Annotated in this window: 20 protein-coding genes; 14 read left to right on the top strand and 6 right to left on the bottom strand. The window is 54.1% G+C overall.

All coding sequences use genetic code 11. The annotated features are described in order from the left end of the window. The first annotated feature begins 85 nt into the window (after positions 1-85). From Q0063_RS08305 to Q0063_RS08285, 5 genes are all read left to right on the top strand, one after another. On the top strand, positions 86-601 hold the full coding sequence (locus tag Q0063_RS08305; protein ID WP_297871515.1) for an SLOG family protein: 516 nt from the start codon (positions 86-88) through the stop codon (positions 599-601). 76 nt (positions 602-677) lie between these two features. After that, positions 678-1,868, top strand: coding sequence for a DNA cytosine methyltransferase (locus Q0063_RS08300; protein ID WP_297871514.1), 1,191 nt, complete (start codon positions 678-680; stop codon positions 1,866-1,868). A gap of 3 nt (positions 1,869-1,871) precedes the next feature. Beyond that, positions 1,872-2,789 carry a NotI family restriction endonuclease gene (locus Q0063_RS08295; protein WP_297871513.1) on the top strand — a complete coding sequence of 306 codons (918 nt, stop codon included), beginning with the start codon at positions 1,872-1,874 and terminating at the stop codon, positions 2,787-2,789. Positions 2,790-2,952: 163 nt separating this feature from the next. After that, positions 2,953-4,980, top strand: a complete 2,028-nt coding sequence (locus tag Q0063_RS08290) for a histidinol-phosphatase (protein WP_297871512.1) — start codon at positions 2,953-2,955, stop codon at positions 4,978-4,980. Beyond that, on the top strand, positions 4,961-5,284 hold the full coding sequence (locus Q0063_RS08285; RefSeq protein WP_297871511.1) for a hypothetical protein: 324 nt from the start codon (positions 4,961-4,963) through the stop codon (positions 5,282-5,284). Before Q0063_RS08290 ends, Q0063_RS08285 begins: the two co-directional genes overlap by 20 nt. A gap of 109 nt (positions 5,285-5,393) precedes the next feature. On the opposite strand, the gene Q0063_RS08280 is transcribed toward Q0063_RS08285, so the two are convergent. The 3 genes from Q0063_RS08280 to Q0063_RS08270 all read right to left on the bottom strand — a co-directional run bounded on the left by Q0063_RS08280 (position 5,394) and on the right by Q0063_RS08270 (position 9,144). After that, positions 5,394-5,639 carry a DUF6061 family protein gene (locus Q0063_RS08280; RefSeq protein ID WP_297871510.1) on the bottom strand — a complete coding sequence of 82 codons (246 nt, stop codon included), beginning with the start codon at positions 5,637-5,639 and terminating at the stop codon, positions 5,394-5,396. Next, positions 5,639-7,276 (bottom strand): 23S rRNA (uracil(1939)-C(5))-methyltransferase RlmD, encoded by a 1,638-nt coding sequence (gene rlmD / locus Q0063_RS08275; RefSeq protein WP_297871509.1) that lies wholly within the window; start codon positions 7,274-7,276, stop codon positions 5,639-5,641. Before rlmD ends, Q0063_RS08280 begins: the two co-directional genes overlap by 1 nt. A gap of 266 nt (positions 7,277-7,542) precedes the next feature. After that, positions 7,543-9,144 carry an MBL fold metallo-hydrolase RNA specificity domain-containing protein gene (locus Q0063_RS08270; protein ID WP_297871508.1) on the bottom strand — a complete coding sequence of 534 codons (1,602 nt, stop codon included), beginning with the start codon at positions 9,142-9,144 and terminating at the stop codon, positions 7,543-7,545. 236 nt (positions 9,145-9,380) lie between these two features. Here Q0063_RS08270 and Q0063_RS08265 point away from each other — a divergent pair, with 236 nt between their 5' ends. Both Q0063_RS08265 and Q0063_RS08260 read left to right on the top strand, forming a co-directional pair. Beyond that, positions 9,381-10,547, top strand: coding sequence for a hypothetical protein (locus Q0063_RS08265; RefSeq protein ID WP_297871507.1), 1,167 nt, complete (start codon positions 9,381-9,383; stop codon positions 10,545-10,547). 51 nt (positions 10,548-10,598) lie between these two features. Next, a complete protein-coding gene (locus Q0063_RS08260; RefSeq protein ID WP_297871506.1) occupies positions 10,599-10,916 on the top strand; it encodes a hypothetical protein in 318 nt (105 codons plus the stop codon). Between the two features lie 48 nt (positions 10,917-10,964). Here the strand turns inward: Q0063_RS08260 and Q0063_RS08255 are convergent, their stop codons facing one another. From Q0063_RS08255 to Q0063_RS08245, 3 genes are all read right to left on the bottom strand, one after another. Further along, entirely contained in the window at positions 10,965-11,885 is a 921-nt protein-coding gene (locus tag Q0063_RS08255; RefSeq protein WP_297871505.1) for a hypothetical protein, read from the bottom strand. Positions 11,886-11,977: 92 nt separating this feature from the next. Further along, positions 11,978-12,100, bottom strand: coding sequence for a hypothetical protein (locus Q0063_RS08250; protein ID WP_297871516.1), 123 nt, complete (start codon positions 12,098-12,100; stop codon positions 11,978-11,980). A gap of 285 nt (positions 12,101-12,385) precedes the next feature. Beyond that, positions 12,386-12,964, bottom strand: a complete 579-nt coding sequence (locus Q0063_RS08245; protein ID WP_297871504.1) for a DUF6144 family protein — start codon at positions 12,962-12,964, stop codon at positions 12,386-12,388. Positions 12,965-13,165: 201 nt separating this feature from the next. On the opposite strand from Q0063_RS08245, the gene proB reads away from it, so the two are divergent. The 7 genes from proB to Q0063_RS08210 all read left to right on the top strand — a co-directional run bounded on the left by proB (position 13,166) and on the right by Q0063_RS08210 (position 20,210). After that, entirely contained in the window at positions 13,166-13,975 is an 810-nt protein-coding gene (gene proB / locus Q0063_RS08240; RefSeq protein WP_297871503.1) for a glutamate 5-kinase, read from the top strand. 268 nt (positions 13,976-14,243) lie between these two features. After that, a complete protein-coding gene (locus Q0063_RS08235) occupies positions 14,244-15,491 on the top strand; it encodes a glutamate-5-semialdehyde dehydrogenase (RefSeq protein WP_297871502.1) in 1,248 nt (415 codons plus the stop codon). Positions 15,492-15,493: 2 nt separating this feature from the next. Further along, positions 15,494-16,366, top strand: a complete 873-nt coding sequence (locus Q0063_RS08230; protein WP_297871501.1) for a YwqG family protein — start codon at positions 15,494-15,496, stop codon at positions 16,364-16,366. Between the two features lie 194 nt (positions 16,367-16,560). Then, positions 16,561-17,385 (top strand): pyrroline-5-carboxylate reductase, encoded by an 825-nt coding sequence (gene proC / locus Q0063_RS08225; RefSeq protein WP_297871500.1) that lies wholly within the window; start codon positions 16,561-16,563, stop codon positions 17,383-17,385. Between the two features lie 149 nt (positions 17,386-17,534). After that, the gene (locus Q0063_RS08220) at positions 17,535-18,536 is read left to right on the top strand and encodes a sigma 54-interacting transcriptional regulator (protein WP_297871499.1); all 1,002 of its coding nucleotides are present in this window, start codon (positions 17,535-17,537) and stop codon (positions 18,534-18,536) included. A 124-nt stretch (positions 18,537-18,660) separates the two neighbouring features. After that, positions 18,661-19,593 (top strand): sugar-binding transcriptional regulator, encoded by a 933-nt coding sequence (locus tag Q0063_RS08215; RefSeq protein WP_297871498.1) that lies wholly within the window; start codon positions 18,661-18,663, stop codon positions 19,591-19,593. A gap of 293 nt (positions 19,594-19,886) precedes the next feature. Next, positions 19,887-20,210, top strand: coding sequence for a hypothetical protein (locus Q0063_RS08210; protein WP_297871497.1), 324 nt, complete (start codon positions 19,887-19,889; stop codon positions 20,208-20,210). Positions 20,211-20,352 lie beyond the last annotated feature (142 nt).

Here is a 20,352-nt window from a genome sequence, read left to right as displayed (position 1 = left end):
CACAAAACAGTATGGGGGTTATAATCTCCAGTGTTAAGGGGATATAATCCCCATATACAAATTAAAGTCAGGAGAGGAACTATCAATGCTTGAGAAATGCTGCGCGTTCACGGGCCATCGTCCGCAGAAATTTCCGTGGGGCTATAACGAAGCGGACGCCAGATGTATTGCCCTGAAAAAAGCACTCACTACTGAAATTACCAAGCTGGTGGACGCCGGTTATACGGACTTCTTCTCTGGCATGGCGGAAGGGACAGACACTTGGGCAGCGCTGGCGGTTCTCGCCTTGAAAAAAGAAAATCCCGCGCTGAAGCTCCACTGTGTCCTGCCCTGCGAGGGACAGGCAGATGAGTGGTCGGCTTCAGCACGGGAACTCTATTTTTCTATTCTGGAGCAGGCAGATGAGGTCGTATATGTGAGCCGCAAGTACAGCAAGAGCTGTATGCTGAAGCGCAACCGCTATCTGGTCGATCACACCACCTGCCTGCTGGCTGTCTACAACGGTGAGTGGAGGGGAGGGACGGCGATGACGGTGAGGTATGCTCGAAAGTTGAATAGAGCTGTCCATATCATTGATCCGATATCTTGTGCTGTTATGTAATATGCCCCGTTGCATAATGTACTATTTTGTGGTAATATAGCAAACAAGAAGAATTGAACAGCAAAGAGGTGGTGTTATGGTGAACAATACGCTTACGATGTTGGATTTATTTGCTGGCGCAGGTGGGCTTTCAGAGGGACTATCTGAAGCTGGCTTTCACAGCCTCTTTGCATCCGAAATTGTGCCTGTTTATGCAAACACCTATAAACTGAATCACCCGGGGGCTAAAGTCTTTACCGCAGATATCCGCTCGCTTGATGCTGGAGAGGTTCTATCTGATTTAGGGTTAGAGCGCGGACAGCTGGATCTGTTAGCGGGTGGTCCGCCTTGCCAGGGATTTTCTATCAATGCCCCTGTGCGCAGTGTATTGGATCAGCGAAATCATTTGTTTAAGGAATACTTGCGTTTTGTGGACATATTCGCTCCAAGAGCAGTATTGATAGAAAATGTTCCTGGCCTGGTGTCATTTGAACACGGAGCTACTTTACACGCCATCTTGGACGCTCTTGCTCAATTAGGATACGGTGCTGATGTCAGGATTTTGGGCGCAGCGTATTATGGTGTTCCCCAAATGCGGTGGCGTACAATCATTCTTGGATTAAGAGGGAAAATTCTTCCGTCTGTTGCATTTCCCGAACCGATTTACCACGCACCAATCAGGCCAAATTTCACAACGACATTTGATGGGCAAATGCTTGTTAAACTTCCTGCGCCGGAAGTTTCAGCCGCATTTACCACCGTGAGAGAAGCCATTGGCGACTTGCCGCTACTCATATGTGGAGAACGTGGCACAGAGGTAAAAGAATATATCTCTGAACCTTTCTGCGATTACCAACGCAGGCTAAGAATTGGCAGTCCCGGTGTGTATAACCATGAAGCTCCACGCCTGTCAAAGATAAATTTGGAGCGGCTGAAGCATATTAAACCGGGAGGAAATTGGACGGATATTCCAGAAGATTTATTGCCGAAAGGAATGAAGCGCGCCAACAGGGGAGACCATACCAAGCGATATGGCAGGGTAACTCCTGATGGGCTTGCGTCCACAATACTTACAAAATGTGATCCGCACTGGGGAGCATACTTTCACTATGAGCAGGAACGTTCATTCACGGTAAGAGAAGCTGCCAGAATTCAATCTTTTCCCGACCACTATATTTTTACAGGGACAATGGCAGAACAATTTGCCCAAGTAGGAAACGCCGTACCGCCACTTCTTGCCGAAGCGGTTGGCCTGACACTTAAATCCATATTGCTGGAGGACAAATAACATATGGCTGGATATATTGCAGAGTTTTTTGGCTATCGGGCTGAGGATGCTTCCAATGAGGCGCTCACAGCAGTAGCCCAAAAGCGGTGTCCTTTTTTGGGAACACAATGTACAAAGATACTTTCTCGTGACCGCATTGTTTCCGGCGTGTGCGCTATCCGACAGAAAACAGATGGGTCGCCTAATGTAATATGCTGTCCAATACGCATCTATGCGGAGGACTATAAGATGCTCCACACAATTGCAAATAACGCTTTTGGTATGAGCTTAAACCTATATGCTGGTCGTGCGGCAGTTGATAAAGCACGCAGTGAAGGTGGAGCAATTGCTGTCTTTGGACATGGGTGGGGCGGGGAACTTCGCCTTCCGCAGAGAGAAGGGACAGGCTCCTATTTTGTTGATTGGGTGCTTGCTCGACTTGATGCTACTGGTGAACTGGTTGAGTTTACAGCAATTGAAGTGCAGACAATAGATACAACTGGAAACTACCGTGATGCCCGCCAAACACTGGAGAGTAGCAGAGAGGTTGTCCCCTGCACAGTAGGTTTGAATTGGGAGAACGTCTCAAAGCGGATTATTCCGCAGTTAATTTACAAGGGACAAGTTTTGCAGCGAGAGGATTTGTGTCGAACGGGTCTTTACTTTGTATGCCCTCAGCCGGTATTTGAAAGAGTCCTAAGTCGGTTGGGTGGTCGAGAGAAGCTGCCGCATTTTCCTACTCAGCCAGCCTCTATTCATTTTGTGTCTTATGACTACACAAACGATGCTCCGCTGACTGATGGACAAATCAGGCCTTTGGGGGTTATAGAGGAACACTGTACGACAGTTTATAAGGTGCAAGAGGCGTTTTCCTCATTGAATTTACCAGAGGGGAATGTTTACCGTGATGCGCTTAGGCGGTCGTTATATGGAGAGAATTGAGAACCAATGCAACCCTAGATAGAGGTCACGAGCCGTCTTGGAGAATTGTAAGGTGCGGTGTCAGAAGTGTAATCGACGAAGAGGCGACATATAGGAATGGCTTGATTGTTCTGAACAAATAGTGCGAAGTCATTTAGAACTGCCTTTGCAGGAGAGTACCATTATGAAAAAAATAGATTTTCACATTCATACGATAGCGACTGTAAGTGATCAGGATTTTACATTTGACCAATCCGTGCTAGTTGATTATATAAGCGAACTGTCACTGGATGCAATCGCTATTACTAATCACAACCAGTTTGATAAACAGCAATACGAGACAATATGTGGAAATTTGTCTATCCCCGTATTTCCTGGCATTGAAATTGACATTGAAAAGGGCCACCTGCTGGTAATCACCAGCTATGAGGATGTTGCTGATTTTGCTGTGCGTTGTGAAAGGGTCAGTGCCTTGGTTTCCACGGCTACCGATTATTTAAGCGCATCGCAATTCAAAGAAATTTTTTCATCAGTTGATAAATATATTTTAATTCCCCATTATGAAAAAAGTCCTGCTCTACTGTTAGATAAAGTTCCGTTTTTGACCCAATTTATTACATGTGGAGAAGTAAACAGCATTAAGAAATTTGAAAGCTGTAAAAAAGCAGAAGATAAACTCATCCCTGTATTCTTTAGCGATATTAGAATAAAAAGGGGACTTACATCTTTTCCTGCAAGATATACTTATGTCGATGTTGACACGATTTCTATTTCATCTATCAAGCAAGCGTTTGCTGATAAAAGCAAAGTCGCTCTTTCTTTGGATGACAGACATCAACTTACTGATATTCTCAGCAATGGGCTAAAGATTTCGACAGGATTAACTGTCCTTTTGGGAGCGCGGTCATCAGGAAAAACGTATACGTTGGATGAAATTTCTAAAAATGTGGATAATCCTAAATATATTAGGCAGTTTTCTCTACTGACAAGAGATGCAGAACTTGATGAAAAAAAGTTTGAAGAGACATTGAGAAATCGTTGTGCATCAATTTCAGAAGAATATTTAATGCCATTCAAAAATGTGGTTGAAGATGTTAGAACCATATATTTAGATAGAGATGAAGCGGCACTGGAAGACTATGTTAGAGTGTTACTTAAATTGGCCTCCGATGCCGATAAGGAGGATATATTTTCAAAGACAAGCCTTTTCAGTGAACCGCTTTTTGATTCAAGCGATCTGTCATCGCTTGAAAGGCTTATCAGTGCAGTAAATGTCTTGATTGAGAATAAAGAGTTTGCTTCAATAATCTATCAATTCGTCAATCGCCAATCTCTTATAAGCCTTGCAGTGGCGCTTATGAAAAAGTACGCAGAAGAAAAAGAATTGCTTTTGAAAAAAGCTTATCTTAATGACATTCTTGAAGCAATTAAGGCTGAATTAAGAGTTCGGACGGCTGCAATTCCTATTCCAGACATAGATTTCTACAATTTGCTGATGAACAAAAGAAAAGTTAACCGGTTCATCCAGATTGCAAATGCTGTTAAGAGGGAAAAGGTTATTTACTCCAAAGAACTACATTCGTTTAATGTTGTCGCTACTGCTCGCCCATTTACAGGTGCAAAAGGATTAAAAGACCTTAGTGGGAAGGTTCTTACATTTTCTGATGCCTTTGCAGAATATGACGAACCATATAGGTATCTTTGTATATTGAGAAATAAAGATGAATTGCCGGTATCTGATTACTATAAGTATTTTGTGAGTATTAAATATGAGGTTTTTAACAAGTATGGCTTTAGAGCATCAGGCGGTGAGCGGTCGGAATACAATTTACTTGAACAACTTGCGGATGCAACACAATATGATATTTTGCTATTGGATGAACCAGAGTCTTCCTTTGATAATTTGTTCTTAAAGAGTGATGTGAATAAGTTAATCAAGGACATTTCACAAATTGTACCTGTCGTTGTTGCTACCCATAACAATACTATTGGCGCATCTGTAAAACCAGACTATATTTTGTATACACGAAAAGTTGTCAGTGAAACTGGCGAAGTAACCTATCAAATTTTTAGCGGCTTTCCCACAAGTGCAGTTTTAACTGAACTAGGTGGTGAGGTAATTAACAAACACGATGTGCTTCTCGATTGTTTAGAAGCTGGAGAACCGGCCTATATTGAACGGAGGACAACATATGAAATGCCTGCTGATTGAGAATGGAAAGGGATATTATTCTCTTGACGGAGAACACAAAGTCCCCTTGGATCAGATTACAAAAGAAGATTTGCTGAAGATGTTGGATTTAATTATCGATTACGACGCGGAGATGGATGAGTACGATGAAAACCTTGTGCAACATGCCGCCCATAAAATAATTTATCGCAACCTTTATTCAAAATTGAAGGATTTATCTAGCAATAAAACGCGCTTTAAGGATGAAAGCACAAGTCTATATCGCAGCGCAATAGAACGATACAGCATAGAACTTGCAGATGAAAATGCACCTTATAAAGTGTAAAACTATCGAGGGTAGATTGTATAAACACAATCTACCCTCGCCCAAAATTGTTGGTAGCACATAAATTTTAGGATACTTGCAGTAGTGCATCTGCTATGGCGTTTTTGTGTTAATCCAACGGCGAATAATCCGTCACATTTTTCAGATACTCCTCTGGGTCCCCATTGAGGATCAGATCAGCGTAACCAATCGGATCATTGTAAATCAAGTAGTCCAACTCCGACTGCTGATACATATTTTTAGCAAATTCATTCTCCACAGCAATACAGTCAATAGAGAGCATACTGCCATCAGCGAATTTCAATTCCACACAAACGGTATCCATGTTGAATTCACAGGAGATCAATTTTCCCATTAGCAGTCACTCCCTTCGATCATCCGAAAATGCTCCAGCGCCGCCATAATTGCCTTTTCCTTTTCTGGCGGACACTGTGGCACTCTCTGGCCCTCGGACTTTGGCAAATTATAGTTCGGTCCGACCTCCAGTCCACATTTCCGTTTGACCTGAGAGATATACAAGTGGGAAACGTTCAACCCAAACTTCTCCAACACATACGCCTTGATTTCTTCATAGGTGGCCTTGCTCTCAGCGGCGGTCAGGTCCAGCTCGTCCAGGTCCAAATCCACCTCGATATGATGCTCCGCTCGAAGTTTGGACAATAATACTACCGTCTCCACATGCCGTGTCCCCGGGAACATATCCACCGCCGCCGCCCGGACCGCTCTGTACCCGAATCCGCCGAAAATCTTCACGTCCCGGCCCAAGGTGCCGGGGTCGCAGGAGACATAGACCACCCGCTCCGGCTCCATCCCGGCAATGGACGCGATGACCTCCGGCGCCAGGCCCTTTCGGGGCGGGTCCACCGTCACTACGTCGGGCCGCAGTCCCTCCGCCGCCAGCTTTGCCGCCGTCTCCGCCGCGTCGCCGCAGAAGAATTCCACATTCTCCACACCATTCCGCCGGGCGTTTTCCTCCGCGTCCCGGATGGCGGCGGGCACAATTTCCGCGCCGATCACATGGTTTGCCCGGCCCGCCAGACACAACGTGATGGTCCCTGTGCCGCAGTAGAGGTCCAGGGCGGTCTCCGCGCCCGTCAGACCGGCAAACTCCAGGGCCTTCCCATAGAGGACTTCCGCCTGGTCCCGGTTCACCTGATAGAAGGAGGGAGGGGACAGCTTGAATTCCAGGCCGCAGAGCCGGTCCATCAAAAAATCCTGCCCCCAGAGAGTCCGGTATTTCTCCCCCAGAACCACGTTGCCCTTTTTGGTGTTGGTATTCAGCAGCACGCCCGCCGTCCTGGGGGCGGCAGCCAGCACCATCGCCGCCAGCTCCGGTTCCCGGGGGACCTGCTTTCCGTTGACCACCAGGCAGCACAGGCTTTGGCCCTTCCGGTTGGCCCGGACATAGATGTGGCGGACCAGGCCCTTGCCGGTGGCCTCGTCATAGGCGGGGATTTTATAGCGCTTCATCCAGTCCCCCACGGCTCCGGCGGTGCGGTCGAAGACCTCCGGCTGAAGCAGGCAGCGCTTTACCGGGACCACCTGGTGGCTCCGGGCCCGGTAAAAACCAATTTCTCCCCCGGCGCTTACGGGATACTGGCATTTGTTTCGATAGCCCTCCGGATTTCCGGCTCCCAGAATCTCCTCCACCTGGACGCCGGTCCCGCCCAGCCGGGTCAGGGCGTCCTGGACCCGCTGCCGCTTGGCCCATAGCTCCTCGGCATAGGTGAGGTGGCGGAAGTCGCAGCCGCCGCAGTCCCCGAAGTATGGGCAGTCCGGTTTTGCCCGTTCAGGAGACGGCGCGTGGATTTTCACGATTTCCCCGGCGGCGGCGCTCTTCATCACCCGCGTAATCCGCAGGTCCACAGTCTCCCCCCGGACGGCCCGGGGCACAAACACCACTGCGCCGTCCAGACGGACGATGCCCAGGCCCTCGCTGGAGTAGCCCTCCACCGTGCCGGTGTAAATCTGGTTGTTCCGGAGTTTTTCCATAAAATGGAGTTCCTTTCTGTGTGTTTCCAAAATCCCCGCAAGGGCCCTTGAGACGGCCGGTTTCGCGGGGGTTTCTTCTTTTTCGGGGCGGAAGAAAGCCGCGAAAGGAACCCGTCAGGGGGTTCCTTTCGCTTTCGGTCCATAGGATTTCAAGGCTTTACGAGGGCATGAAAGATTGCTCAGCCTGTGGAAAAGACGGCTTCGGCAGGCCGAGCCCCCGGTCTAGGGGCTTTTTCCGCGCACTTTCCGCTCTGCCTATCATACCATTACATTTCCCACTTTTCAAGCAGCTGGCGCAGCTGGTCGGCAAATTTGGCAAGGGATTTGTTGTCCCGGCCCTTGCTGCGGCGGATGGACTCGTTGAGCATGTTGCCCACGGAGACCAGACGCTCGTATGCCGGGCTCAGCTTGGAGCCGCTGACCACCTTTACCTTCCGCTCGGGGAGATAGCCCCGTTCCAGCAGGGCATTGTTGGCCAGGTCGTAGACCTCGGTATACTGAGGAGCGTGGGCGGGAATGCCCATGTTCACCAGGGCCTGCGCGAAGAAGGGAGCCACCTCCCGGTCGCCGTGGACCACAAAGACCTGCTGGGGCTTGGGGGCCTGGAACTCTCCGATCCACTCCAGCAGATGATCCCGGTCCGCGTGGGAGCTGAGGCCCTGGAAGTTCTCCAGATGGGCCTGGACGGCGATTTCCTCACCGAAGAGCTTCACGCTCCTGGCCCCCTCCAGAAGGCTCCGGCCCAGGGTGCCCTCACCCTGATAGCCCACGAACAGAATGGTGCATTCCGGCCGCCACAGGTTGTGCTTCAGGTGGTGGCGGATGCGGCCCGCGTCGCACATGCCGGAGGCGGAGATAATGACCTTGGGCGTGGGGTCCATGTTCAGCTCCTTGGACTCCTCGCTGGTTTCGGTGATGTGCAGGTTGGGGAACTGGAACATTTTCGTCCCCTTCCGCACCAGCTGCACCGCCTCCAGGTCCATATAGCCCCGGAGGTCGCTGTCAAAAATGGCGGTAGCCCGCCGGGCAAGAGGCGAGTCGATATACACGGCAAAGTCCGGAATGGACTTCACCAGTCCCTGCTCCTTGATTTCTCGGATGAAGTACAGCAGTTCCTGAGTCCGCCCCACGGCAAAGGAGGGGATGATGATATTGCCGCCCCGGGCCATGGTGTCGTCGATGATGCGGGCCAGGTCCGCAGAGTAGTTCCACACGCCGGTGTGGTTCCGGTCGCCGTAGGTGGATTCCATCACCACATAGTCCGCCCCCCGGAAATGGACGGGGTCCCGGATGATGGGCTGGTTCACGTTGCCCAGGTCGCCGGAGAAGATGATGCTCTTTTTCACGCCGTTTTCCGTCAGGTCCATCGCGATGCAGGCGGAGCCCAGCAGATGCCCCGCGTCCACGAATTCCACCGTCACGCCCTCGCAGAGCTCCACAAACTGGCCGTATTCGCAGGTGGTCATGTACTGCTGGACCTGCTCCGCGTCCTCCACGGTATAGAGCGGCTCTGTCTTGGGCGCGCCGGAGCGCTCGCCCTTGCGGTTTCTCCACTCCGCTTCCTGCTCCTGAATGTGGGCGGAGTCCAGCAGCATGATTTCCAGCAGCTGGGCGGTGAGGCGGGTGGTGAGGATGCGCCCCTGGAAGCCCTGCTTCACCAGCATGGGAATCCGGCCGGAGTGGTCGATGTGGGCGTGGGTCACCAGAACATAGTCAATGGTGTTGGCGGCGAAGGGGAATTCGCCGTTGGATACCTCGTCCCGGCCCTGTTGAAGGCCGCAGTCGATCAAAATGCGCTTGCCGTTGATCTCCAGACAGTGGCAGCTGCCTGTGACACACTGGTCCGCGCCGTAAAAGCTGAGCTTCATAGTGGAGTCCTCCTTATCTCTTAGTAAAAATGATTGTAGCACATTTTGACGGAATATACAAGGAACAATCCGATGATTTTGCCCGGTTTATAGAAAATGTCCATGTTTCCCCCCTCCGGCTGGACAGCGCCTGGAGCGGAGGGGTATAATAAGCCCGTGAAAATCAGGGGGAGACGCCCGTTTCCCTCCCGGCCTGCGCCGGGATATCCGAACGCCCCCCGGAAAGGAGGCCCGCCGTGTCTGCCCGGAAAACGCTGCTGATTCCCGCCCTGCTGGACCATCACTGGCCGCTGCTTCGCTGGGCCTTTGAGTCCCGGCGCTTTCACGCCGTGGTGCTGGAGGAGAGCGCCGAGGAACTGGGTCTGAAATACCTGCACAACGACCTCTGTTACCCCTTCCACCTCATTGCCGGCCAGGTGCTTCACGCCCTGCGGTCCGGGCGGTACGCCCCGGAGCGCACCGCCGTTCTGATTTCCCAGGCCGCCGACGCCTGCCGGGGGTCCTGCCTGATCCGCCTCCTGCGTCCGGTGCTGGACCGGGAGGGCTTTTCTCAGGTGGCCCTGCTGAGCCTGAACACCCGGGGACTGGACCGGGAAAACGCCCTGCCTCTGGGGGCAGGCATGGCCCTCCGGGCCCTGGCGGCGGTCTTCTGGGGGGACGCCCTGATGCTGATGGAACATCAGGTCCGCCCCTGCGAAACCCGCCCCGGCGAGACCGATGCCCTGATTCAGCGCTGGACCGCCCGGCTCTCCCGGGAGCTGGAGACAGGCCGGAATCTGCTGCCCCCGGCGGTTCTTCGCCGCTGCCGGGAGATGGCGGCGGATTTCCAGGCGGTGCCCAGGGACGCGCGTCCCGTGCAGAAGGTGGCCGTTGTAGGGGAACTGTATACCAAATATTGTCATCTGGGCAACTGGGATCTGGAGACCTGTCTGGAGCGGCAGGGCTGCGCCGTGGGGGTCAACGGCCTGAGCTGGTACGCCCTCTATTATATGGATACCCACCTGGAAGAGAGCCCTCTTCTGATTCGGCTGGGCGGGAAAGCCCTCATGGCCTGGGCCCTGGGCTTTCAGCGGAAATTTATTGAGATTTTGCGGGCGGGAGGCTTTGACGTCCTGCCGCCCTATCCGGAGGTGAAAGCCATGGCCCTTCCCTCCGGCTGCGCCCTGGGCTGCGGGTGGCTGCTGTCCGCGGAGGCCGCCGCCTGGGTCCGGGCGGGCTACCGGAAGGTCCTGGCGGCCATGCCCTTCGGGTGCCTGCCGGGACATATCTACGCAAGGGGCGTCTATGCCCGGCTGCAGCGGGCGCTGCCGGAGGGGCTGGTCGTAGGGGTGGATTATGACGCCTCCACCCGGGAGGGCACGGTGTGGAACCGGGTCCGGATGCTGCTGGACACGGAGCTCTGAGAAACGCAGGCGCGGGACGGATGAACCGTCCCGCATAAGGAGTTTTGGAAGATGGAAAAACCACGGGTTTATGTTGATTTAAACGAAATGGTTACGGATGACATCGTATTGCTGTCAAAGGACGATGCCAAGGCTGACAGCTCCGGCGGCATACTTACATTTTATGAAGGAATGCCTGTCAGCCTCTATTCCGATGATGCGGCCCCCGGCGGAGAAACTGACAACCTGATTTTTGAAGGCACGGCCATAAAATATGACTTAAAGAGGTATCCGGCGTGGAGGCATGTCAAATGGTGTGCTCGGATTGATTGGAACAGTCTTATGCATGAATCCGACATGAATCCATCCAATTCAGGGGCGGCACTGTGAAAAGTACCGCCCCAGCTTTGGGACATTTTCCCCAAACTTCTATTAAATTCAGCAAGCGAAATCGGGTTGTTGACGAACAACCTTTTGTTCATAGACATCAATTTCATAAATGATGCGGTGGTACTGATGGCTTATAACTGCCATAACGCTGATTGTTTTTTCACTTTCACGTTTCAAGGCAACATAGGGAATAGGCCCCGTTTGCTTAATGATGTCTGAAATTTTCCAGCGTATTGTTCCATCCTGATTGATTGCAATTACATTGTTTTCATTCAGCCGTTTGTCCAAAAATAAAACTACGCTAAAATTTTGAAATTGAACAAAAGCTGCTATATCATTTTGGGAATAGACAGACTGAGCAAGTACAGCATCCCAACTGCCTAAAGTGCCATTCAGTTTTTTGTTTGAAGTATGCAATACTATACTATCTTCTTTAGATATGCAAATGGAAATGCCATTCTTTTGGGCTAATTCAAGAAAAGGTTGAGTTTTAAGGTTCAGAGGAAACCACGCCAGACGTTGTCCGTTTTGATCAAGCACATTGTAAAGTTGTGCAGTTGTATACCTCTTTTGTATGTCTTTAATCTCACTCCATTGAACGGATGAGAGACGCCGGAACGGTTTTGAAATCAATAACCCTTGCTCATTATAGAAAACGCAGCTTTTTTCAAGTAGCCGCCCGCATAGGAAAGTCACCGCCAATAAAATCAACATTGGATATATCGTTACTTTTCCCATATCACACAAGACAGATTTTCCGAAGAACAGCGGGATGAAAAGAAATGGACTTGCAAAACACACAGCTAATGTGTCCATTATGTATGCGTCAAATCTCCGTGACAGCAAAATCTGATACCCTTGACTTAAATATTTTCGACCCAAAAAAAATTTCTCTCCAATAAAAAGCCTAATCAAGAAAATACCTGAAATAAGTGCAAAAACAGAAATTACTGCCAATGCCTCAATCAAAACTGCTCACATCCCATTTTTTGAGTTGTTCAAAAGCCTTTACTGTTTTCTGTATTATATCATATCTCATGGAATATTTCCAGCTGCTTATTTTATGCCTTCACGGCTTGCCGCATATCCCGCTGGGCCTGCCGGTACTCGGCATAGAGGGCCTTTTTCTTGTCCGCCAGCTTCCGCCTGTGCTCAATAGCAGGCGGCTCTGGAAGATATACCACCAGAGCCCCTATGCACAAATGTAATTCCGCACAGGAATATGGAACAAACGCTCCAAATCTGGGCTTCGAAATCCAGATATTTCCTTTTCTTGCGTTCTCCGTAGTTTAAACAGGCACTTGACCGACAACTGTTTGTGCAAGTTGTCAGTTTATGAGACGGGCATGCCTTTTTCCCTCATCCCTTTTCAGATTGGTGTTACGAAAAGCCGCTTCGTCAAACCGCGCGTCAAAATATCCAAAGCGGGCAATCCCCTGTTGATGGATGACTGTCCGATAAATCGGAATTTATTGAACTGTAATTCTTAAAAGGCAAAAATCAAATCCTTGCCGTATGCTTTGCACAATTTCTACATCGACAGGTTTCTCAAAAACAATCTCAAATAATTTTTTGTTATATCCAGCAGTGCAGTGACACCATGTTAATGAATTTGAATTTTTTGCTCTTTCTAACATAGGACATTCACAAGAAAACATTTTTGTATACAATTGATTATCTTTAATAAACCAACCGGCACCATTTTCATTCAAAGCATTGACAAATCTATGCAAATCCTTATCTAAAGAGAGATAGAGCTGTTTCAAGCTATTTGCTGTATCTTCTAACCTGCCATTTTCATTACAATAGCACTCTCGGCGAATGTTTTTTACCGTTTCCTTATCAAATCTATTTTCAAGAATAGCAGATAGCTTTTCTACCCACGCAGCTCGAATGTCCGGCGTTGAATTTACAGATAATGGAATTTCTTTTAGTATGCTTTCTGCAGCTTCCCTTGATATATTTTTTTCCAAACTATGTTTCAACCTCATCAATTCATCTATTTCTAATGTCGGAGAAACATGCTCTGGCATAGAAAAATTTTTCATATTCTTTCCCCTTAAATCCCAATTTGCCGAATTGATTATAGCAGATAGTTTCTATATATATCAATATGCTTTTGTAGAAACTGCCGAAGTTATATCCCAGCAACACTTTCCTTACAAGGGACTTTCCCTCTCCGGTCTTTCCTTTTCCGCTTTGCCGTGTTATACTGGGGGCAAATCATGCCCTTGGGGCAGGAGGAAATTGTGAACGAACAGAAACAACGCATTGTAGTCAAGGTGGGCACCTCCACCCTCACCCACAGCTCCGGCAGTCTGAATCTGCGGAGCATGGAGCAGATGGTCCGGGTTCTGTCGGACCTCAGCGGCGCCGGACACGAGATCATACTGGTGACATCCGGCGCCATTGCCGTAGGCACGGCCCGGATGGGTCTGGACGAGCGGCCCAGGGCCCTGCGGATGAAGCAGGCCGCCGCCGCCGTGGGCCAGTGCCGCATGATGCACATTTACGACAAGCTGTTTTCCGAGTACAACCGCACCGTGGCGCAGATTCTGCTGACGGGGGACGACGTGGAGGACCCCCTCCGGGCGGAGCACCTGCGGAACACCTTTGCCAGTCTGCTGGAAATGGGCATCATCCCGGTGGTGAACGAAAACGACTCCGTATCCTCCGCCGAGATCGAGACCGGCCACCACAAGGTCCTGGGCGACAACGATACCCTGTCCGCCATTGTGGCGGAGCTGTGCCGGGCGGATCTGCTGGTGCTGTTCAGCGACATCGACGGGCTGTATGACGCGGACCCCCGGAGCCACCCAGACGCCCGGCTTCTCCACCGGGTGACGGAGCTGACGCCGGAGATTCTGGAAATGGCCGGCGGGGCCGGGACCTGGCGGGGCACCGGCGGCATGGCGACGAAGCTCTCCGCCGCCCGTATCGCCATGAACGCCGGGTGCGACATGGTGATTACCAACGGGCAGCGGATGGGAGACCTCTATGGTATCGTGGAGGGGCAGGACGTCGGCACCCGGTTCGCGGCGGGAGGCAGTCCACAGTGAAAAAGGGGCCTGTGCGAAAAGGTGCCTGCACGAAAAGGGGCTTGTGCGAAAAGGAGCCTGCACAAAAAAGACCCGCACGCCGCCCCTGAACCGGTCATTCCGCATCCCGGACGGCGTACGGCCATCGGCCTCTCTCATAAAACGAGGCTCTATCTTCACCGCACGTCTGTCTGCCAACGCGCTGTTCATTCAGATTCTGTTTTTCCTGTGCACGGCGGTCTGCCTGACTGCCATGCCTGATTACGCCCGTTTCTAAGGAGGTTTTCCTATGACAGCATTACAGCAGCAGGGGGCGGCGGCCAAGACCGCGTCCTACATCCTGGCCGCCGCCGGGACGGAAAAAAAGAACGCCGCCCTGGACGCAATCGCCACAATTTTGACCCAGCGGCGTGACGAATGGCTCTCCGCCAACGCCGCAGACATCGCCGCCGCCAAGGAGGCGGGCATGCGCCCCGCCATGCTGGACCGTCTGACCCTGACAGAGGAACGAATTGCCGGCATCGTGGAGGCGGTCCGCCAGGTAATTGCCCTTCCGGACCCCATTGGCAAAGTGGACAAGATGGAGACCCGGCCCAACGGCCTCATCATCGGCCGCCGCCGGGTGCCTCTGGGAGTAGTGGCCATCATCTTCGAGGCCCGGCCCAACGTCACCGTGGACGCCGCGGCCCTGTGCCTGAAATCCGGCAACGTCTGCATCCTCCGGGGCGGCAAGGAGGCCATCCGCTCCAACCGCAAGGCGGCGGAGCTGATGCGGGAGGCCCTGGCCTCTGCCGGCCTGCCGGAGGACTGTGTTTCCCTGGTTCAGGACACCAGCCATGAAACCGCCAACGAGCTGATGCATCTGGACGGCTGCGTGGATGTGCTGATTCCCAGAGGCGGCGCGGGGCTCATCCGGGCCGTGGCCAGGGAGGCCAGCGTTCCCGTCATCCGCACCGGCGAGGGGATCTGCCATGTGTACATCGACAGCGAGGCGGACCTGGACATGGGGGCTGAGATCCTCTATAACGCCAAGTGCTCCCGGCCCTCGGTGTGCAACGCCGCGGAATGCCTGCTGGTGCAGAGAGATATCGCGGAGGCCTTTTTGAAAAAGGCCTTGCCCCTGCTGGACCGGCACAGGGTGGAGCTCCGCTGCGACGAAACCGCCCTGGCGATTCTGGGAGACCGGGGTACGGCGGCGGCGGAAAGCGACTGGGACGCGGAGTATGACGACTACATTCTGGCGGTCCGGACGGTGGCGGATATGGAGGAGGCCATCGGCTTCATCAACGCCCACGGGACGGGGCACTCCGAGGCGATTGTCACCACCAATTATTTCAAGGCCCAGCGGTTCCTGAACGAGGTGGACGCGGCGGCGGTGTACGTCAACGCCTCCACCCGGTTCACCGACGGCGGCGAGTTCGGACTGGGGGCGGAAATCGGCATCTCCACCCAGAAGATGCACGCCCGGGGTCCCATGGGGCTGGAGGAGCTGACCAGCTGCAAATACGTGGTCTACGGCGAGGGGCAGGTGCGGTAACGATGGAGGATTTGAAGGCCCTCCTGACCTCTCTGGTCCGGAATGCGGTCCGGCTGGAGATCGGGGCCGGGGACGGACCGGTCATCGGCCGCTTCGGCGGTGCGCCGGACGTGCCGGAGGGCTTTGAGTGGCCCCATTTTGTAACGGACACCTATCTGGACAATGAGGTGAAGCCCCGGCCCCTGTCCTTTCTCTGCCAGTTCGACTGCGCCGCTCTGGCCCCGCTGGACACGGACAGCCTGCTGCCCCGGGAGGGGGTCCTCTCCTTCTTCTATGAGCTGGATTCCCAGCCCTGGGGCTATGACCCCAAGGACGCCGGCGGTGCCCGGGTATACTGGTTCCCGGACCAGGCGGCTCTGGCTCCGGCGGCGTTTCCGGCGGACCTGGCCGGCTGGGGCCGTATGCCCCCTCTTCCCGTCCGGGGCCGTCAGGCCGTGGAATATCCCTCCTATGAGGAATTTCCCCTGCCCTTCCTGAAAGACGCTTTGCAGGCAGCGCCGGGCCGGAACATCTGGAATCTGTTCGACGAGGTCCGGGATGCCCTGCCGGGGTACGCGGAGCAGCCCCAGCCCTGCCACCGGCTTTTGGGCTGGCCGGTTATCATCCAGAATGCCATGCTCCTGGAATGTGAGCTGGTCAGCCGGGGGTACTATCTGGGCAGCGGCTGGAAGTCCATTCCGGAGGTAGAGCAGAAGGAGGCGGAAGAAACCGCCTGGAAGGACTGGCTGCTGCTGTTCCAGCTGGACAGCGGCGTCACCGCGGAGAATTTCGACCTGATGTTCGGTGACAGCGGTTCTATTTATTTCTACATCCGCAAAGAGGACCTGGCCGCCCGGCGGTTTGACCGGGTGTGGCTGATTCAGCAGTGCTGTTAAGATAATTGGAAATGAGGAATTAGGAATGAGGAATGATATCCGGTTTCCGGGAGATTCTTCCTTTTCAGGGCGCCAGAGCTGATTCAGCAGTACTATTAAGATAATTGGAAATTAGGAATGAGGAATTGTCCTGTTATCTGAATTCCTCATTCCTCATTTCTAACTCCTAATTAAAAAGAAAGGTGGTTTTTCATATGACCTATGACAAAGTATACAGCGGGGCTAAATTGGGCTTCATCGGCGTGGGGAACATGGGCGGGGCCCTGGTTCGGGCCGCCCGGCGGAACACGCCCGCCACCGGCATCTGCATTGCCAACCGCTCCCCGGAAAAGGCCAAAGCCCTGGCGGCGGAAATCCCCTGCCGGGTCAAGACCAACGAGGAACTTGCGGAGTGGGCGGACTACATTTTCCTGGGGGTCAAGCCCCAGATGATGGAAGACCTGCTTACCGTTCTGGCCCCTGTCCTGGCGGAGCGGACGGACCGCTTCGTTCTGGTGTCCATGGCGGCGGGGCTCTCCATGGCGGACATCCGGCGCATGGCCGGCGGGGAGTACCCCGTGCTCCGCATCATGCCCAACACTCCCGCCTCCATCGGGGAGGGCATGATTCTCTACACCCGGGGTCCCGGCGTGACAGAGGATGAGGAGCGGGTATTCCTGGAAGCTATGGCCGGGGCGGGCCGCTTCTCCCCCATCCCGGAAAAGCTGATGGACGCGGGCAGCGCCGTGGCGGGCTGCGGCCCGGCCTTCGTGGACCTCTTCATCGAGGCCCTGGCCGACGGCGGCGTGGCCTGCGGCCTCCCCAGGGCCCAGGCGGTGGAGTTCGCCGCGCAGATGGCCGTGGGCTCCGCCCGGCTGATTCTGGAGTCCGGCCAGCACCCCGGCGCGCTGAAGGACGCCGTCTGCTCCCCCGGCGGAGCCACCATCCAGGGCGTGCGGAAGCTGGAGGAAGCGGGCTTCCGGGCGGCTGTCATCAACGCGGTCATCGCCGCCTGCGAAAGAAGCGCCCGCCTGGGCTGAGGCAGACGAGCCCCCTTCCTGCGGAGGCAGGAAGGGGGGGACAGAACGGGCTTGTTATTGACCAGAAGAACGCCCCCGGGCAGGCTGCCGGGAATTCACACAGGGCATGCCGGCAGAACCGCCTTGTCTCCAGGGAGCAGGACATCGGGGTGATTACAACGCTGCACATTGACAATACCAGACGCACGGAGAAGGCCGCTCCCGGCACCGCCTCCGGCGCCGCCAGGTGGAAGGAGCTGGCGGCCGCTTCGGACAGCATGAAGCATGCGGTGTCCCTGGGGAAAAAATACGCGGCGTCCCCGCTGCCTCTTGGCCTGATTGGAGACGTCAGCGCCCACCGGCAGATTTTCGCGGAATGTATCCATACCGGCGGCCCCCGCGCCCAGGGTCCGCTGATTATGGTGAATCTCCCTCAGATTTCCGCCGGCGACGCAGGGCGGCATCTGCTGGGAAGCAGCGACGTGTGTGCGCCCCACACCGGCCTGATTGAAATGGCCAATAACGGGACCATGGTCCTGAAAAATGTGCAGAACGCCTGCCCGGCGGTGCAGGATATTCTGCTGGATGTGCTTGCACACAATCAAATCATTCCCACCGGGGGATATCAGCCGGTTCAGGTCAACGTGCGCTTCGTCTCCATTTTTGACAAGCCTCTGGATGAGACGAAAATCCGGGGGGATTTGCTGCGCCGCCTGTGTACGCTGTCCATTGATCTTCCGCTTCTGGGGGAGCGGAAAGAGGACCTGCCCATTCTGTTTCATGCCGCGCTGTCGAACCTCTATGACCGGGAGCTCCGGATTTCTCACTGCCGGAAGGCGTCGGACCTGCTCAGGCTGTACAGCTGGCCGGGAAATACATCGGAGCTGGAGGCGGTTGCCGGGCGCGTCGCCACCGCCCTGAACAACGGGGCGAAAATAACCCCCTATACCGTCCAGAACATCCTGATTCAGGCCATTGGCGAAGAACAGCTGTACCGCGAGCTGGTTCTGCGGCACCCGTGCCGCTCTGAAAAGAAGCCGGAGCTGGAGGCGCTGCGGGCAGCCGTGGAGGATATCAAGTATTACCTCGGGTACAATAACGCCGCCGTGGCAAAGCGGCTGGGCATCAGCCGCTCGACGCTTTGGAGAGCCCTCAGGGAAGAAGAGGAATGAGGGGCGCCCGGAAAGGCGGAGGCCGCATAAATAATCACGGGGAATGACTTGCGTCCCCGCCGGATTTGTGATATAAAGAGAGCGGTAACATATGTAACACGCTGTAAATACGGGGGATCGTTTTGTGGATACGAACCTGGAGAGACAAAAAAAGCTGGCCTATGTGGCCCGGAGATATTACCTGGAGGACCGGAAGCAGAGCGACATCGCCCAGGAGCTGGGGGTCTCCCGCCCGCTGGTCAGCCGGATGCTGTCGGAGGCCCGGGAGCAGGGCATCGTGGAGATTACGATTCACGAGCCGGGCGTCCGGGAATCCAGGCTGCTGGAGCGGCTGCGGCTGTCCAGCTCCATCCGGGGCGGCGTCCTGGTGGAAGAGGGAGCGGGCAATGACGGGACGAACCGCCTGCTGTCTCGGGGGGCCGTGGAGCTGCTGCGGCAGCTGGGGGTCCGCCGGCTGGGAGTGGGCTGGGGGTATTTGATTGGGCAGCTGGTGTCCTGGCTGGAGGAGAACCCGCAGCTGAGCAGCACCATTACCGACATCTGTCCTCTGGTGGGCAACGCCAGCATCCCCGCCCGGAACTACCAGTCCAACGAAAATGTCCGCCTGATGGCCCAGCAGATGGGGGCCGCCCCTCATTTTCTCTATCTCCCGGCCCTGCCTGACAGTCTGGAGGAAAAGCAGCTGCTGTGCTCCACCGAGGTTTACCGCCAGATTCATCAGCAATGGGAACAGCTGGACACCGCCCTGGTCAACATCGGGGACTATCCCTCCAGTCCCGACTTCGCCTCCCTGGTCCGATATGGCAGCCTGCTCCAGCAGCAGCGGGCCTGCGGGCGGATGCTGATTTACTACTTTAATGAAGACGGCTTTGTGATTCCGTCGGAACAGGACTTCGCCATACAGATTCCCATTGACCTTCTGAAACGGTGCCCCAATATCATCGGCGTCTGCTCCGCCAACACCAGCGACAAGGCCCTGCGGGGGGCGCTGAAGTCCGGCTTTTTCACCCACATTGTGGCCCGGGCGGAGTTGATTAAAATCCTTCTGGAGAAATAAGCAATGGTTACAGCCTCCCAGGTGGCGCGGTCCGCCTGGGAGGCTTTGTCTGCTTTCACCAAATTTCCTCCGTATTTCTGTGGATTCCATGGAAATAAAATTCAAAAATTGATATATGTTATCCGGCGTGTTAATATAAATGCAGAAACGTAACATATGTGCATTAAAGGCGGCCTGAAGCTGAAAAAAGTTTACAGGCGCGCCGGAAGGGAGGTGAACGCGATGACAAAAGCCGAATTTGCCGCCCGGCTGAAACACGGATGCGAGGCCGTGACAGCGGCGGAGGACGTACAATGTCCGCTGAATACATGCACATCGGAATCCCGGTTACCAACCGCAAGCCCAACATGACCTATAACGAGGGCGCCAAATTCTGGGTCAGCCGGGTGGAGGACTACGATTACAGGATTGAGTATCTGAAGTTTGAAGAGGGCACCCCCTTCCCCGAGGAGATTCACCGCCATCCCCACGTGGCCTATAAGGTGGACGATTTGGAGAAATATATCAGCGACGCCGACAGCGTCATCTGCGGCCCCATGGAGGCCAATGAGAAAGGGGACCGGCTGGCGTTTGTCTGGAAGGACGGGGCCATTCTGGAGCTGTATCAGGAGGCGTAGGCCGGTTCCGAAGGGGAAGAATACGAAGCAGGGGAGCACGGCCCGCCGGGGCGGCGCTCCCTCTTTGCTGTGGCTGAGGCTCTGGCCGGATACTGAACCCGGCGTTGTGGTTTTGGCCTCAGCCCTCCTTGCATTTTGTGAT

The organism is uncultured Oscillibacter sp., from assembly GCF_947654275.1.
Lineage (GTDB): Bacteria > Bacillota > Clostridia > Oscillospirales > Oscillospiraceae > Oscillibacter.
This window is presented reverse-complemented; position numbering and strand designations above follow the sequence as displayed.

Bases quoted from the DNA above. Each gene is read 5' to 3' on its own strand.
- Q0063_RS08305 (WP_297871515.1), top strand. From the start codon at position 86: ATGCTTGAGAAATGCTGCGCGTTCACGGGCCATCGTCCGCAGAAATTT.
- Q0063_RS08280 (WP_297871510.1), bottom strand. From the start codon at position 5,639: ATGGGAAAATTGATCTCCTGTGAATTCAACATGGATACCGTTTGTGTG.
- Q0063_RS08235 (WP_297871502.1), top strand. From the start codon at position 14,244: ATGACAGCATTACAGCAGCAGGGGGCGGCGGCCAAGACCGCGTCCTAC.
- Q0063_RS08290 (WP_297871512.1), top strand. From the start codon at position 2,953: ATGAAAAAAATAGATTTTCACATTCATACGATAGCGACTGTAAGTGAT.
- Q0063_RS08245 (WP_297871504.1), bottom strand. From the start codon at position 12,964: ATGAAAAATTTTTCTATGCCAGAGCATGTTTCTCCGACATTAGAAATA.
- Q0063_RS08270 (WP_297871508.1), bottom strand. From the start codon at position 9,144: ATGAAGCTCAGCTTTTACGGCGCGGACCAGTGTGTCACAGGCAGCTGC.
- Q0063_RS08210 (WP_297871497.1), top strand. From the start codon at position 19,887: ATGTCCGCTGAATACATGCACATCGGAATCCCGGTTACCAACCGCAAG.
- proC (WP_297871500.1), top strand. From the start codon at position 16,561: ATGACCTATGACAAAGTATACAGCGGGGCTAAATTGGGCTTCATCGGC.
- Q0063_RS08300 (WP_297871514.1), top strand. From the start codon at position 678: ATGGTGAACAATACGCTTACGATGTTGGATTTATTTGCTGGCGCAGGT.
- rlmD (WP_297871509.1), bottom strand. From the start codon at position 7,276: ATGGAAAAACTCCGGAACAACCAGATTTACACCGGCACGGTGGAGGGC.
- Q0063_RS08285 (WP_297871511.1), top strand. From the start codon at position 4,961: ATGAAATGCCTGCTGATTGAGAATGGAAAGGGATATTATTCTCTTGAC.
- Q0063_RS08295 (WP_297871513.1), top strand. From the start codon at position 1,872: ATGGCTGGATATATTGCAGAGTTTTTTGGCTATCGGGCTGAGGATGCT.
- Q0063_RS08260 (WP_297871506.1), top strand. From the start codon at position 10,599: ATGGAAAAACCACGGGTTTATGTTGATTTAAACGAAATGGTTACGGAT.
- Q0063_RS08230 (WP_297871501.1), top strand. From the start codon at position 15,494: ATGGAGGATTTGAAGGCCCTCCTGACCTCTCTGGTCCGGAATGCGGTC.